This window comes from Paenibacillus sp. Cedars (assembly GCF_003184205.1).
Lineage (GTDB): Bacteria > Bacillota > Bacilli > Paenibacillales > Paenibacillaceae > Paenibacillus_AQ > Paenibacillus_AQ glucanolyticus.
In genome coordinates, this window is sequence record NZ_CP020866.1 from 4,313,362 (window position 1) to 4,327,500 (window position 14,139).

The 14,139-nt window shown below is 49.5% G+C and carries 11 protein-coding genes, 11 tRNA genes and 2 rRNA genes (1 of these 24 only partly in view); 2 read left to right on the plus strand and 22 right to left on the minus strand.

Annotated elements, in window-relative coordinates; genetic code table 11:
- Nucleotides 1–70 precede the first annotated feature (70 nt).
- Nucleotides 71–1,675 (plus strand): stage V sporulation protein B, encoded by a 1,605-nt coding sequence (spoVB, locus tag B9D94_RS21605; RefSeq protein ID WP_063478874.1) that lies wholly within the window; start codon nucleotides 71–73, stop codon nucleotides 1,673–1,675.
- Here the strand turns inward: spoVB and B9D94_RS21610 are convergent.
- Nucleotides 1,672–2,469, minus strand: a complete 798-nt coding sequence (locus tag B9D94_RS21610) for a DUF421 domain-containing protein (protein WP_006208839.1) — start codon at nucleotides 2,467–2,469, stop codon at nucleotides 1,672–1,674. The genes spoVB and B9D94_RS21610 overlap by 4 nt on opposite strands.
- A gap of 195 nt (nucleotides 2,470–2,664) precedes the next feature.
- On the opposite strand from B9D94_RS21610, the gene B9D94_RS21615 reads away from it, so the two are divergent.
- Entirely contained in the window at nucleotides 2,665–3,054 is a 390-nt protein-coding gene (locus B9D94_RS21615; protein ID WP_006208838.1) for a TIGR04086 family membrane protein, read from the plus strand.
- Between the two features lie 141 nt (nucleotides 3,055–3,195).
- Here B9D94_RS21615 and yajC read toward each other — a convergent pair whose 3' ends face one another.
- The 21 genes from yajC to B9D94_RS21720 form a co-directional block, all read right to left on the minus strand.
- Complete coding sequence (gene yajC, locus B9D94_RS21620) at nucleotides 3,196–3,507, minus strand: preprotein translocase subunit YajC (protein WP_040680433.1); 312 nt, start codon at nucleotides 3,505–3,507, stop codon at nucleotides 3,196–3,198.
- A gap of 48 nt (nucleotides 3,508–3,555) precedes the next feature.
- Entirely contained in the window at nucleotides 3,556–4,695 is a 1,140-nt protein-coding gene (gene tgt / locus B9D94_RS21625; protein ID WP_006208836.1) for a tRNA guanosine(34) transglycosylase Tgt, read from the minus strand.
- A gap of 21 nt (nucleotides 4,696–4,716) precedes the next feature.
- The gene (gene queA / locus B9D94_RS21630; RefSeq protein ID WP_148247959.1) at nucleotides 4,717–5,748 is read right to left on the minus strand and encodes a tRNA preQ1(34) S-adenosylmethionine ribosyltransferase-isomerase QueA; all 1,032 of its coding nucleotides are present in this window, start codon (nucleotides 5,746–5,748) and stop codon (nucleotides 4,717–4,719) included.
- A gap of 5 nt (nucleotides 5,749–5,753) precedes the next feature.
- Nucleotides 5,754–7,844, minus strand: coding sequence for a SpoIID/LytB domain-containing protein (locus B9D94_RS21635; RefSeq protein WP_148247960.1), 2,091 nt, complete (start codon nucleotides 7,842–7,844; stop codon nucleotides 5,754–5,756).
- 57 nt (nucleotides 7,845–7,901) lie between these two features.
- A complete protein-coding gene (gene ruvB / locus B9D94_RS21640; protein WP_006208833.1) occupies nucleotides 7,902–8,909 on the minus strand; it encodes a Holliday junction branch migration DNA helicase RuvB in 1,008 nt (335 codons plus the stop codon).
- Between the two features lie 34 nt (nucleotides 8,910–8,943).
- The gene (gene ruvA / locus B9D94_RS21645; RefSeq protein ID WP_036644842.1) at nucleotides 8,944–9,561 is read right to left on the minus strand and encodes a Holliday junction branch migration protein RuvA; all 618 of its coding nucleotides are present in this window, start codon (nucleotides 9,559–9,561) and stop codon (nucleotides 8,944–8,946) included.
- Nucleotides 9,558–10,061 carry a crossover junction endodeoxyribonuclease RuvC gene (gene ruvC, locus B9D94_RS21650; RefSeq protein WP_006208831.1) on the minus strand — a complete coding sequence of 168 codons (504 nt, stop codon included), beginning with the start codon at nucleotides 10,059–10,061 and terminating at the stop codon, nucleotides 9,558–9,560. The genes ruvA and ruvC overlap by 4 nt, the downstream gene beginning before the upstream one ends.
- Nucleotides 10,062–10,274: 213 nt before the next feature.
- The gene (locus B9D94_RS21655; protein ID WP_006208830.1) at nucleotides 10,275–10,988 is read right to left on the minus strand and encodes a BofC C-terminal domain-containing protein; all 714 of its coding nucleotides are present in this window, start codon (nucleotides 10,986–10,988) and stop codon (nucleotides 10,275–10,277) included.
- Between the two features lie 147 nt (nucleotides 10,989–11,135).
- Nucleotides 11,136–11,209, minus strand: a tRNA-Pro gene (locus tag B9D94_RS21660).
- Between the two features lie 8 nt (nucleotides 11,210–11,217).
- Nucleotides 11,218–11,297: transfer RNA gene (locus tag B9D94_RS21665), tRNA-Leu, on the minus strand.
- A gap of 51 nt (nucleotides 11,298–11,348) precedes the next feature.
- Nucleotides 11,349–11,425, minus strand: a tRNA-Arg gene (locus tag B9D94_RS21670).
- Nucleotides 11,426–11,429: 4 nt separating this feature from the next.
- Nucleotides 11,430–11,504, minus strand: a tRNA-Gly gene (locus tag B9D94_RS21675).
- A gap of 41 nt (nucleotides 11,505–11,545) precedes the next feature.
- A tRNA-Lys gene (locus B9D94_RS21680) sits at nucleotides 11,546–11,621 on the minus strand.
- A 135-nt stretch (nucleotides 11,622–11,756) separates the two neighbouring features.
- Nucleotides 11,757–11,833: transfer RNA gene (locus B9D94_RS21685), tRNA-Asp, on the minus strand.
- A 33-nt stretch (nucleotides 11,834–11,866) separates the two neighbouring features.
- Nucleotides 11,867–11,943: transfer RNA gene (locus tag B9D94_RS21690), tRNA-Met, on the minus strand.
- Nucleotides 11,944–11,962: 19 nt separating this feature from the next.
- Nucleotides 11,963–12,038: transfer RNA gene (locus B9D94_RS21695), tRNA-Val, on the minus strand.
- Between the two features lie 51 nt (nucleotides 12,039–12,089).
- Nucleotides 12,090–12,164, minus strand: a tRNA-Glu gene (locus B9D94_RS21700).
- Nucleotides 12,165–12,181: 17 nt separating this feature from the next.
- Nucleotides 12,182–12,273, minus strand: a tRNA-Ser gene (locus B9D94_RS21705).
- A 3-nt stretch (nucleotides 12,274–12,276) separates the two neighbouring features.
- Nucleotides 12,277–12,352: transfer RNA gene (locus B9D94_RS21710), tRNA-Asn, on the minus strand.
- 10 nt (nucleotides 12,353–12,362) lie between these two features.
- Nucleotides 12,363–12,479 (minus strand): 5S ribosomal RNA (rrf, locus tag B9D94_RS21715).
- A gap of 215 nt (nucleotides 12,480–12,694) precedes the next feature.
- Nucleotides 12,695–14,139: ribosomal RNA gene (locus B9D94_RS21720) — 23S ribosomal RNA — on the minus strand; it runs 1,601 nt beyond the window's last position.

Genomic DNA, 14,139 nt, shown 5'->3' on the forward strand with positions numbered 1-14,139 from the left:
TAGGGCATATCCATAAGAATAGCCATGTTGTGTCATCGTATTCAGTCTTAACCAGGGAGTGGGATGGACAGTGAACAAGCAATCATTTATTAAAGGAACGCTGATCTTACTTGCAGCCGGCATATTAAACCGCCTACTCGGGTTTATTCCCCGTATCGCCCTCCCCCGGATCATTGGACCCGAGGGTGTCGGCATTTACCAGTTGGGGTATCCCTTCTTTATCGTGCTCGTAACTATCATTACGGGCGGAATTCCGCTGGCCATTGCCAAAATGGTTGCTGAAGCCGAAGGAGCCGGGAAGCAGGATGCCTCCAAGCAGATTCTTCATGTAAGCCTTATGCTGACCCTGATAGCAGGTACCCTCTTTACAGGACTCAGTCTGCTGCTTGCTCCTTGGGTAACCGGTGTTCTTTTGCCGGACGAGCGTGTATATCAAACCTTCATCAGCATGACACCCATGCTGATCATCATTGCCGTTTCGTCCGTGTATCGAGGATACTTCCAAGGAAAACAAAACATGATTCCCTCCGCAAGCTCCTCTGTGATCGAGACGATTGTCCGAATTATTTGCATGCTGTGGTTTGCCCATCTGTTGATGCCCAAAGGTATCGCATACGGCGCGGCAGGAGCCATGCTCGGCACAGCTGTCGGAGAGCTGATCGGGATGATTGCACTGCTGCTGCAATATTCTGGTGAGGGACGCAGAACCAACAAACTGATGCCGAGATCACCACAAGAGGCAATCACGGCACCGATTGTGAAGGAAACGCCCCCCACCAATAAAGGCATCCTGAAACGTTTATTCGGTATCGCTTTACCCGTCACCGGCGGTAAAATGGTTGGCTCCTTCTCTTACTTGCTGGAGACCATTCTGACGAATCGCAGTCTGGCCATGGCAGGTATTGCGACATCCGTAGCTACCGCCCAGTATGGAGCTCTCCAGGGCATGATTATCCCGCTTCTGCTATTGCCCGGTGCCCTGACCGTCTCTCTCGCCATTTCCCTTGTTCCTTCACTCTCAGAAGCAGCCGCGCGTAATGATCGGGCTACCATACACAAACGGATGAACCAATCCCTTCGGCTTGCCCTTGTCTCAGGCGCTCCCTTTGCTATCCTCATGTTTGTTTTGGCCGAGCCGCTATGTCTGCTGTTATACGACAATAGCGAGATTAGCGATATGCTCAAAATCATGGCGCCCTTCGCTTTGTTTTTGTACGTGCAGTCCCCCCTGCAAGCTGCACTGCAGGCACTCGACCGACCAGGTCGTGCTCTATTGAATACTCTGGTCGGAGCTATCATCAAAATGAGCCTCATCGTTTATTTGGCATCCAATCCGGCCTTCGGCATCAAGGGTGCCGTGATCGCCATCATCGTAAACAGCATCGCTGTCACTTTGCTGCATGGATTTAGCCTGTCGAGACTGATCGGCTTTCGGTTCCGCCTGCTTGATTATGTGAAAATCGGAGCCGTTATGATCATTATGGGCGCCTGTGTTCTGTATGGCTATAAACATCTTCCGTTTGCATCCTTACCGTGGCTGCAATTCCTGGCCTCTGCGACGGTTGGAGTCATGGTCTATTTGATCGTGATTTTTATGACCAGGCTGGTCACTCCTCGTGACCTGGAGCGTGTTCCCGTCGTTGGTTCCTGGTTCAGCCGATTGAGCCGCCGTTAATCCCGATTCTTGCGGTCAATGTAAATACGTCCTTTATGGTCAATCGAGCACAAAAATATATCTTTAAAATCTTTGGCACCATGATTTTGAATCTCGTTTTTAAGCCAGAATCGTGTTTTTTCAATTAATTCCAGATTTTCGTCCTGTACCTTTCCATCCAGTATAAGCGGAATGGGAAGCCCTTCGTACGTAATTTTGTGGTATGGAATATCGACGACGGTTGGATCTACTTCCTTGGATGTGGATTTGGATGAAGAAGAACCGGAAGAATTTGCGGAACTCGGGGTCTCTGATGAACTTGAAGAGTGGCTGCTGCTGTTGGAGCTATTCGAACTGCTGTCAGCATCCTTTGGAATGACGGTGAGCTGGCCGGAAGTTTCGAGAATCGCAAACTCCACATCCGCCAGGCTGTCGATGTCTTTGCCTCTTAGCTGCTGCATCAAATCATCCAGATTATAGCGCAATTTTGTCATCTCTTTGCGGTGCAGCTTGCCACGGGACACCAATACGCTTGGCCTTCCGTCTGCAAACAGGCGTATCTTTCGATTCTTCAAGCCAATGTAAGCAAGCCCTACCTGAATGCCCACCAGAACGGCGATAGGAGCAAGCCCTTCCCAAATCGGTTTATTGACATCTTCCAGTACAAAAACGGCAATTTCAGCGATCATGATGGATATGACCAAATCGAAGATGGACAGCTTTCCGATTTCCCTTTTGCCCATGATTCGCATGGTGACAAAAATGACCACATACATCAGAATGGTCCGCAGAATCAGAATAGTCATATGAGACATAAACAATCCCTCCCTAGCTTGTCGAACATTCTCATGTACAGCTATTCTGGCCTGCTGCACCTCTTCCCATTCGATTACAATTGCTTAATTAATGGTAATCATGCAAAACCGGTTGCAAAATGTTCAGTTTGTACTATATGTACAGGCTTGGCCATACAATGTTTAATAATCAAGATTAGTTAAGGGGGACGATTCATGGAACCAATCCGGCGAGTATTTACCTTTAGGATCTCCAATCCGATTCTTTCAGGTCTTTTGTATTCTTTTTTCTGGATGTTTCTGGGTGCACTGGCTTTATCACTGCTGCTATGGAGCAGCGGGCTGGCTGAAGACGACTTATCCTTTTATACGTTTCTCGTACATGCTATCGCAGCGTTTATCGGTGGATGTGTAAGCGGGAAGCGAGCAGGAAACAAAGGCTGGTATTACGGCTGCCTCACAGGGCTGTTATACGGCGTTACACTGCTCGTCATTGGCTTTCTTGCCCTGGATAGCTCCTTGTCTCTTGGAGACTTGACACTGATTGCCATGGTTTTTGCTGCTGGCGCAATCGGGGGAATGTTCGGGGTCAATTTGAAGAAATAACACACTTCCTAAATCTTCCATGAACAGTCCATTGCTACACTTTTACTCACAAAAAAAACAAAGGCCGATTCCATCAGGAACCGGCCTTTGTTATGGCTGTCATATCTTCACGATTACATCCCGTATGTAGGTGAGACGTGATTATGCATCCGTGCTTACACTGTGGCTGATCGAGTTGCGGTCGAACGTCAACTTCGTTACATCGTTCACTTTCAAGACCACAATATCGTCGGTAATCTCCACGATCGTGCCGTGAAGTCCTCCAATTGTTACCACTTTGTCGCCTTTGGACAAGGCGCTAAGCATTGCGTTTCTAGTCTTCTGTTTCTTCTGCTGTGGACGAATAAGCAGGAAATAGAAGATAACAAACATCAATACGAATGGCAAGATCAGACCTAATATGCCGCCACTGCCGCCATTCGCCGCTGCTGCTAAATCAAAAGTTTCTATCATATCTTTCCCCCCTTTCATAAAACTTATCATGATGGCCATGATTTTAATTTAAAACCCTTTTTTATTATCATGTAGGCCGTACTTATCAAAAAACTCATCGCGGAAATCAAGCAGACGGTCTTCCATAATACTCTGGCGTACGCCCCGCATCAAATTGAGCAGGAAATGCAGATTATGATACGTCGTCAATCTCATTCCGAACGTTTCATCGCTCTTGATCAGATGACGCAAATAAGCACGCGAGTAGTTACGGCAAGTGTAGCAGTCGCATTCCGGATCCAGCGGTCCGTAATCCCTGGCATATTGAGCATTTCGAACGACAAGACGGCCTTGACTTGTCATCGTTGTCCCGTTGCGGGCAATCCGAGTCGGAAGCACGCAATCGAACATATCCACACCACGAATCGAGCCCTCAATCAACGCATCGGGTGATCCGACTCCCATCAAATAGCGAGGCTTATTGTTCGGCAGCAGGGGTACCGTGTGATCCAGCACTTCATACATCAGCTGCTTCGATTCTCCCACACTAAGTCCACCAATAGCATAACCCGGGAAATCCATGGAAGTCAAATCCCGGGCGCTCTGGCGGCGCAGATCCTCATGCATGCCTCCCTGGACGATCGCGAACAGGGCTTGATCTTCCGGTCTGGCATGACTCTTAAGGCAGCGTTCAGCCCAGCGGGAAGTACGCTCAGTGGATTGTTTCACATATTCGTACTCCGCAGGATAAGGCGGGCATTCATCAAAGGCCATCATAATATCAGATCCCAGCGCGTTCTGAATCTCCATGGCAACCTCGGGAGAGATGAACAATTTATCTCCGTTCAGATGGGAACGGAAATGTACGCCTTCCTCCGTTATTTTCCTCATTTCTGCCAAGCTGAATACCTGAAAGCCGCCGCTGTCGGTCAAGATCGGCCGATCCCAGTTCATGAATTTGTGCAGTCCGCCTGCTTCCTTGACGATGTCATGCCCGGGACGAAGAAAGAGATGATAGGTATTACTCAAAATAATGTGAGCATCCATGGCTTTGAGTTCTTCCGGGCTCATGGTTTTTACGGTTGCCAATGTTCCGACCGGCATAAAAGTCGGTGTATCGATCACACCGTGAGGAGTGTGCACCCTGCCAAGCCTAGCGCCTGATTGTTTGCACGTTTTAATATGTTCATACGTAACAGCTGCTGCCATTGTGATTACCAACCTCCGAAGTTAATAGATAAACATAGCGTCGCCAAAGCTGAAGAAGCGGTACTTGTCTTCAACTGCTTCCTTGTACGCTTTCATAATGTGTTCACGTCCAGCCAGCGCACTGACCAGCATAACCAGCGTGGATTTGGGAAGATGGAAATTCGTGATCAGTGCATCCACGACCGTAAACGAATACCCGGGATAGATAAAAATACTTGTCCAGCCGCTGCTCTCCCGGAGAGGCTCGCCGTTCATCTGTGAGCCTACCGTTTCCAGCGTTCGGCATGAGGTCGTTCCAACAGCTATGACCCGGCCGCCGCGCCGCTTCGTTTCATTAAGCAGATCTGCCGTCTCCTGAGAGAGAGAATAATACTCTTCATGCATGACATGATCCTCGACCACATCCACGGACATCGGACGGAATGTTCCCAGTCCCACATGCAGGGTGATGAAGGCGATGTCCACCCCCTTGGCACGGATCTGTTCCAGGAGTGCCTCTGTGAAGTGAAGGCCTGCTGTCGGTGCAGCTGCGGATCCTTCGTGCTTCGCGTATACGGTCTGATAACGATCCCGGTCATCCAGCTTCTCTTTAATATAAGGCGGGAGCGGCATTTGACCCAGCTCATCCAGAATCTCCTGAAAAATCCCTTTATAAGAGAAGGAAAGGGTGCGAGCACCCATCTCTCCTTCCTCCTCAATGACCGCTTTTAATTTGCCATCACCAAAGGAAATCACATTTCCCTTTTTCAACTTCTTGCCGGGTTTCACCAGTGCTTCCCATCGGTCTTGCCCCATACTCTTCAGCAGAAGGACCTCTGCCTTGGCACCGGTATCTTCCTTTTCGCCGAACAATCGTGCAGGAATCACCTTCGTATCATTTAATACAAGCGTGTCTCCCGCATTCAGGCTGTCTATAATATCTGCGAACGTTTGATGACTGATTTGCCCGCTCTCTTTGTTAAGGGTGAGAAGTCTTGACGAACTTCGATCAAGCAGCGGTGTCTGCGCAATCAATTGTTCGGGTAATTCAAAATCATACAAATCTACATTCATGTCGGTCAGTCCTTCGTAATAATCGTGTTGCGGTAATAGTGTTGGAGTATCTGCTTATAATCATACCCTTCATCGGCCATTCCTTTGGCACCCCACTGCGACATGCCGAGTCCATGACCGAAGCCTTTGCCGGTAAATTTGAAGCCGGAAGAGTTCTCGATTACACGTGCTTTCCCTGTTCCATTCATCACAACGGTCCCGGAGCCTCTAACATTTCCGTTTCCGCTTCCAGAGATGACCGATACCGTTTGACCGCTTGAAACCGTTGATACCGCACCATTCGCGCTCAATACAGTATAACTTCCGGTTGATTCAATATCAAACAGTGTGCTTGGCAGACCGTTGAAAGCAGAGCGGAACATATCCGGATATTTGACGTCCAGCACTTGTCCATTAGCTTTAACCGTAAGGGCACGCCCGGATGGGCCTCGCTCCGTTACATCCAATGAAGAAATAGAGGCAGGCAGGCTGTTAGTTGTTTTTCCTTTTAGAGAGGCCAGCAATTCGTCTGAAGTATAAGGACCGCGAACCCAATCATAACTGTTGGACTCCGCCACCTTTTCAAGAATAACGGCAGTGTCTCCCGGATTCATCTTGCCCACAGGCTCAACGTTCGATTGGATTAACGGCAATTGCCGCACATTCGTATCCTTGGAAGTGACGGTCATGTACAGAAGCCCTGCCGAGGTTTTATTGCCGGTTTCTTTTGCATTGTCCTCACGGACATAACCGGTAACCCCGCTCGGAAGGAGCACATGATACCATGACTTGAGCGCAGCTTGGGACGAAGAATCCCCTGGGCTTTCCACTGCTGTAAACAGATCGTTCCGGTTTCCCCATACCTCAGTGGAGTCCGCCGTCATCCCCCCGCTGTTGGAGGAAAATACGGTTTCCACGAGCTTGCCGTCCTTCAAAACAACTTCGCCTTCAGTGGCATCTACAGCCTGAATAATGCTGGCATACTCATAGGCTGTTCCATAATAGGCTTGGCTTAATGTTGTATCCACCACATGTGCTACTTCAAACTTGCTGCCTTGGAATAGAGCATAACTGCGCGCTGCAACGGCTTGAGCTTTCAGAGCCTCTGCTCCCCAGGAAGACGGCACTTCGGCGCCGACAACGGAATACAGGTACTGCTGGAACGGCAATTCATTCACAAGATAGAGTTGGCCGTTCTTTTGCCCGATCTCAAATGTCCCTCGATAAGAACGATCCGTGCGCTCTTTCACATTTGTTGCAGCCCCTGTCTTCCCTTCCAGGCGCAGTGTGGACTGAGCGCCCGCCAACATGTAATGCTGTGTTTCTTGAGGGGTTGCCAGGTTCAGGCTGACATCGCGTCTCAGAATCAGTCCTGAAGTATTAGCATCCTGTTCGACAAGTGCAGCAGAAACTTTTCCCGCTTCCTGTTTGATTGCTGCCAAATCCGATGTGTTCGCGGCTTCCCCTACCCATACCTCATAAGTAGAAGCTCCTCCCGCCGGCACCAGCACGTTGAATGCATCAATGCCTGCATCCGCAAACGATTTACGAACCGTCTCCGCCTGGGCTTCTGAGCCATACGATCCAGCCGACAGATGCAATCCGCCTTTGACGGAAGGGGTCTGTCCGTTCAGATGAGCAGCCGCAGTCTTTGCTGTTCTCGCTGCTGCTTCAATAGCTGATTTCTCGGTTCCATACATACCGGCATACAGTTTATATACCTTGCCATCAATAAACAGCATCGGTTTGTCGCTCGTGCCCTGCAGCTTCTTCGCTGCTTCTGAAGCTGTTTTCCAATCCGTTGTCTCAAGCACCTTGACGCGGTATGTATCCACACTCATCCGAACCTGCTGATTGGCAGGAATATTTACGAGTGTTTCCAGAGTGCCAGCAGCAAGCAGTGAAGCCGTTAAAGCTTCCATGGATTGCAGAGTAACTGCATTCGTTGTTGACTTATACTGACTTCCCAGATCCAAAAACATCGCGACTCGTATCGTATCCAATGAAGGAGCAGCCGCATGCACGGCTGGTGCGCTCCATACACTTCCTGCAATTGTCAGTGCCAAGAATCCTTTTGCGGACCAGCGGAATAATGATTTCGTCCAGTTCCTATCCATTTGCGTCTTTCCTCCTGTAGCTTTTAGGATGTAGTATGAATTTCATGACTCTATAAACTAACGGCGGTCCTCCGGAAAAGGAATGCCTAAATGTTGATATGCTGTGGGAGTAACGACCCTGCCCCGCGGTGTCCGCTGCAAAAAGCCAATCTGCAAGAGATACGGTTCATACACATCTTCAATCGTTTGACTCTCTTCTCCGATCGTTGCCGCAATCGTATCCAGACCCACTGGCCCGCCTCGGAAACTTCGAATCATAGCATTAAGCATTTTATGATCGATAAAATCCAAACCCATCGGGTCAATCTGGAGCATCTTCAACGCCTCTTGAGCAATGGCTGGCGTTATCATCCCATCGCCGCGAACCTGGGCGTAATCACGTACTCGCTTCAAGAGCCGGTTAGCGATACGAGGTGTCCCCCTCGATCTCAGGGCAATCTCGTCAGCGGCATCACCTAGTATCTCAATCCCCAAGAGATCCGCATTGCGTGACACGATGTAACTTAGCTCGTCCACCGTATAGAATTCCAACCGGCTAACCACTCCAAAACGGTCCCTAAGCGGCGCAGAGAGCAGCCCAGCCCTGGTTGTGGCGCCTATTAACGTGAACGGCGGCAGATCCAGACGCACAGAGCGTGCGCTTGGCCCTTTGCCAATCATTATATCCAGCGCAAAATCCTCCATGGCCGGATACATCACTTCCTCTACCGTCCGGTGCAGGCGATGGATCTCATCAATAAACAAGACATCCCCTTCCTGCAGATTGGTAAGAAGTGCAGCCAAATCTCCCGGTCGTTCGATTGCCGGACCGGACGTCGTCCGTAGATTAACACCAAGCTCATTGGCAATAATATTAGCCAGGGTCGTTTTGCCAAGCCCCGGTGGGCCGTACAATAACACGTGATCAAGCGCTTCGTTGCGCATTTTTGCAGCTTCGATATATACCTTGAGATTTTCCTTAACCTGATTCTGTCCTATATATTCAGCCAAATAACGCGGACGCAAACTAAGCTCGACAGCCTGTTCGTCCATCATCAGATTGGCGGAAATAATTCGATCGTCCATCTACAAAACTCCTTTCCTGCAGCGATTTCTCTATCTAACCAGCAAATAGCTGCTGCAGCGCCCGTTTCATCAGCACATCGACGGATTCACCGCTGGCCCCAGAATCCTTAATCTTGAGCCAGACCTTGTCCAGTTCACTATCCGTGTAACCCAAAGCCTTCAATCCCTCGCGAGCCTCTGACCATGCCGAACCATCATTCTCCGCTTCCGGTTCCTGTATTGCAAAAAGTCCTGTCATCATCGTCGCATTGCCGAATCCTTCGAGTTTATCCTTAAGATCCAGAATCATGCGCTGCGCTGTTTTCTTACCGATTCCTGGCAGTTTGACGAGAAAGGATACGTTCTCCTGATAGATCGCTGAAACAACATGGTCCGGAGACCCCCCACCCAAAATGCCAAGGGCCACGCGCGGTCCGATCCCCGAAACCTCAATGAGTTTACGGAATAATTTTTGCTCCTCCCTTGACGGGAAGCCAAACAATAGGATCGCATCATCACGCACATGATGGTGTGTATACACCGTCACTGTCCCTTCGGTTTTCGCAAAAGCATACGGATTCGGGCAGAACACGCGGTATCCGACTCCCTGAACATCCAGTACAATATATTCACTTTCTAAGTGGACAACCTGTCCCCGTAAAAAATCGATCATTTTCGCAATACCTCATTTAACTTGGAATTAAGTGTATATGAATGCGCATGACAAATCGCTACCGCCAATGCATCTGCCACATCGTCAGGTTTAGGGATGCTCTGCAGCTTCAGGAACATCCTGACCATCTCCTGAACTTGTTTCTTCTCTGCCTTGCCATAACCGACGATCGCCTGCTTCACCTGCATCGGTGTATACTCTGCAATCGGAAGTCCCCGCTGGATGGCAGCAAGAATGAGAACACCTCTGGCTTGGGATACCGACATGGCCGTCGTTACATTGCGGTTAAAGAACAATTTCTCAAATGCCACAGCCTCAGGCTCGTATTTATCAATAAGCTGCTGCATGCCTTCATATACATGAAGCAGCCTCTCCTCATCCGGTGTATGGGCTTCCGTCTGGATGCAGCCATACTGCACCGGAGTCACCTTGCTCCCAACCTTATCTACAAACCCGAAACCCACAATCGCAATCCCCGGGTCGATCCCTAAAATACGCAAAACCAATCTCTCCTCTGATGAAGCGAACATATGTATCGTTCTCTCATTATAACAAAAGATCGACTTCAGTTGAGGAAAAACTTTAAACCTTTGATTAGCCGTAATATAACTTTCATATTTGCTCTCTCCGGCTGTCCCGGAAACGCAAAAAACTGCCCGAATGATTCGGGCAGTTTTTTATCTTAATTCGGCAAATACAAAAACAGAAACTACTTAAGGGCTTGGCTTCATGACATTCTCGGCCATATCCCGAGCGTAGTCGCTAAAGGTTGACAGTACACTGTTATACTCTTCAATGTCCTGAATACGAATACCGTCTTCTAATTGCTTAATGACATCCTTAGGCAAAGAAGACTCCATCGAACCGACATCAAGCTGAAAAAAGGTTCGCATGACCTTCTCCTCTTCCGGCGGACCATCAAACAGCGTTAAATTGCCTTTGGAATCGACGCTAATATATGCTTGTCTCTTACAAGCTGGCGAAAGATCTGAAATGGTTTGCTCCAGCCAGACTTCGCCTTTATCATCCAACCGTCCCTGCCATAAAGGATTTTTATTCATCAATTCATAAATACCGTCTGGCGTGAGCCGTCCCAAATCTTGTTCTTCGGTGCCACACACATACGTTATGCGAACGTGAACATGTTTCTTACCCTTTGACGTATTCAACTTCTGCATGAATTCCCTTTGATCCTCTATGCGCTCTTCCTGCTTGTCGTCTTCAATCTTCAGGTAGTGCATCGTTTCCACAGCCAGTGGTGTTTCATCTGATGTAGCCGTGAGCAGCTTCTTCATCTGATCTTTTATATTCTGGCCGGACCATATCACGACACCTGCGATCAGAACGATCGCACAAGACCAAATGGCGCGTCTCCAGCGTCTCCAGCGTTTTCTGAACAGTTTCTTGAAAAAATGAAAAACACTCAAGGTAATCCCCTTCTATTCAATGTTTTTCATATTGTGACCGGGACACTGCCAAATTATTCAGCAAAGCATTTATAATTAGAATTATTTTCTACCTGCAACAAAGAAAGACTGCTTTCAGATGATCTGAAAGCAGTCTTTCTATTTGAATCGGGATGACACGATTTGAACATGCGACCCCCTGGTCCCAAACCAGGTGCTCTACCAAGCTGAGCTACATCCCGTTAATAAATGCCGGTGAAGGGACTCGAACCCCCACGGTTTCCCTCACGATTTTGAGTCGCGCGCGTCTGCCAATTCCGCCACACCGGCATAATGAAATTTTGTATGAATCAAATATTTTAATATTTTTTTTAAGAAAAATGGCACGCCCTGAGAGATTCGAACTCCCGACCTTTTGATTCGTAGTCAAACGCTCTATCCAGCTGAGCTAAGGGCGCATAATGGAGCGGACGACGGGAATCGAACCCGCGACCCTCGCCTTGGCAAGGCGATGCTCTACCGCTGAGCCACGTCCGCAATGTAATATGTATTCCATCCTGTACTCACATTGGTAAAAATGGTGAGCCATGAAGGACTCGAACCTTCGACACCCTGATTAAAAGTCAGGTGCTCTACCAACTGAGCTAATGGCTCTTATTACTAAGAGTAAAGAATGGCGGAACTGACGGGATACTCTCTCTTCGTTCGAGACTGCGAAGTCTATGCTAACGAAGATGATGCTTCGACGAACCCAAGTATATGAGTTCTCATCCCTGAAGCTTGTAAGAATGGCGGAACTGACGGGATTCGAACCCGCGATCTCCTGCGTGACAGGCAGGCATGTTAGGCCTCTACACCACAGTTCCATGAGGCTTAATCACTTATTCTAGTGATTAAATTGGTTGCGGGGGCAGGATTTGAACCTACGACCTTCGGGTTATGAGCCCGACGAGCTACCGAACTGCTCCACCCCGCGTCATTAAAAGGTGTATATATGGTGGAGGCTGAGGGGTTCGAACCCCCGACCCTCTGCTTGTAAGGCAGATGCTCTCCCAGCTGAGCTAAGCCTCCAACTGTATTTCATAATGATAGGATTCTCATCCCCAGAAGCAATATAGATAATGGTGACCCGTAGGGGATTCGAACCCCTGTTACCTCCGTGAAAGGGAGGTGTCTTAACCCCTTGACCAACGGGCCATATATGAAGTCCTTGCTGGCGGAGAGAGAGGGATTCGAACCCTCGAGACGCTTTTGGCGCCTACACGATTTCCAATCGTGCTCCTTCGACCAACTCGGACACCTCTCCGTATGGCTCCCCGAACAGGACTCGAACCTGTGACAACTCGATTAACAGTCGAGTGCTCTACCAACTGAGCTATCAGGGAATATGTATTCGCTTGGCGACGTCCTACTCTCCCGGGACCCTGCGGTCCAAGTACCATCGGCGCTGGAAGGCTTAACGGTCGTGTTCGGTATGGGTACGCGTGGAACCCTTCCGCTATCGCCACCAAACGTATATTCAGGATCCGGCATCGCCAAATGCCGTGATCGTCCTCCTTGCAAGTATAACTTGTACACTTCCAATTCAGTTTTGATCACCTGAAAACTAGATACGAAACGAAATTTGCGTGTATTAGATATCCGTAGCATTACCCGATGTGGTATCGGGGTCCCCGAAAAGTATTCGGCATCAGCTTCAACGCTTAGCTTCACTTTTTGGGGTGTTTTTGGATAAGCCCTCGACCGATTAGTATTGGTCAGCTCCATGCATTGCTGCACTTCCACCTCCAACCTATCTACCTCGTCGTCTTCAAGGGGTCTTACTAGTTGGGAAATCTCATCTTGAGGGGGGCTTCACGCTTAGATGCTTTCAGCGCTTATCCCTTCCGTACGTAGCTACCCAGCCATGCTCCTGGCGGAACAACTGGTGCACCAGCGGTACGTCCATCCCGGTCCTCTCGTACTAAGGACAGCTCCTCTCAAATTTCCTACGCCCACGACAGATAGGGACCGAACTGTCTCACGACGTTCTGAACCCAGCTCGCGTACCGCTTTAATGGGCGAACAGCCCAACCCTTGGGACCTACTTCAGCCCCAGGATGCGATGAGCCGACATCGAGGTGCCAAACCTCCCCGTCGATGTGGACTCTTGGGGGAGATAAGCCTGTTATCCCCAGGGTAGCTTTTATCCGTTGAGCGATGGCCCTTCCATGCGGTACCACCGGATCACTAAGCCCGACTTTCGTCCCTGCTCGACTTGTAGGTCTCGCAGTCAAGCTCCCTTATGCCTTTGCACTCTTCGAATGATTTCCAACCATTCTGAGGGAACCTTGGGGCGCCTCCGTTACTCTTTAGGAGGCGACCGCCCCAGTCAAACTGCCCGCCTGACACTGTCCTCGCACCGGATCACGGTACCAAGTTAGAACCTAGATACGATCAGGGTGGTATCCCAACGTCGCCTCCACACAAGCTGGCGCTCATGCTTCAAAGGCTCCCACCTATCCTGTACAGATCGTACCCAAATCCAATATCAAGCTGCAGTAAAGCTCCATGGGGTCTTTCCGTCTTGTCGCGGGTAACCTGCATCTTCACAGGTATTAAAATTTCACCGGATCTCTCGTTGAGACAGCGCCCAAGTCGTTACGCCATTCGTGCGGGTCAGAATTTACCTGACAAGGAATTTCGCTACCTTAGGACCGTTATAGTTACGGCCGCCGTTTACTGGGGCTTCGGTTCACAGCTTCGGATTGCTCCTAACCGCTCCCCTTAACCTTCCAGCACCGGGCAGGCGTCAGCCCGTATACTTCGCCTTACGGCTTCGCACAGACCTGTGTTTTTGCTAAACAGTCGCTTGGGCCTTTTCACTGCGGCCCCCTCGGGCTATTCACCCTACCGAGGCACCCCTTCTCCCGAAGTTACGGGGTCATTTTGCCGAGTTCCTTAACGAGAGTTCTTCCGCGCGCCTTAGAATTCTCTTCTCGCCTACCTGTGTCGGTTTGCGGTACGGGCACCTTCACCTGACTAGAGGCTTTTCTTGGCAGTGTGAGATCATGACCTTCGCTACTGTAATTTTCACTCCCCATCACAGCCCAGCCTTATCGATGTGCGGATTTGCCTACACATCAGCCTCACTGCTTGGACGGACATCCATCAGTCCGCGTCACTACCCTCC

Bases quoted from the DNA above. Each gene is read 5' to 3' on its own strand.
- B9D94_RS21610 (WP_006208839.1), bottom strand. From the start codon at position 2,469: ATGTCTCATATGACTATTCTGATTCTGCGGACCATTCTGATGTATGTG.
- B9D94_RS21615 (WP_006208838.1), top strand. From the start codon at position 2,665: ATGGAACCAATCCGGCGAGTATTTACCTTTAGGATCTCCAATCCGATT.
- yajC (WP_040680433.1), bottom strand. From the start codon at position 3,507: ATGATAGAAACTTTTGATTTAGCAGCAGCGGCGAATGGCGGCAGTGGC.
- tgt (WP_006208836.1), bottom strand. From the start codon at position 4,695: ATGGCAGCAGCTGTTACGTATGAACATATTAAAACGTGCAAACAATCA.
- queA (WP_148247959.1), bottom strand. From the start codon at position 5,748: ATGAATGTAGATTTGTATGATTTTGAATTACCCGAACAATTGATTGCG.
- B9D94_RS21635 (WP_148247960.1), bottom strand. From the start codon at position 7,844: ATGGATAGGAACTGGACGAAATCATTATTCCGCTGGTCCGCAAAAGGA.
- ruvB (WP_006208833.1), bottom strand. From the start codon at position 8,909: ATGGACGATCGAATTATTTCCGCCAATCTGATGATGGACGAACAGGCT.
- ruvA (WP_036644842.1), bottom strand. From the start codon at position 9,561: ATGATCGATTTTTTACGGGGACAGGTTGTCCACTTAGAAAGTGAATAT.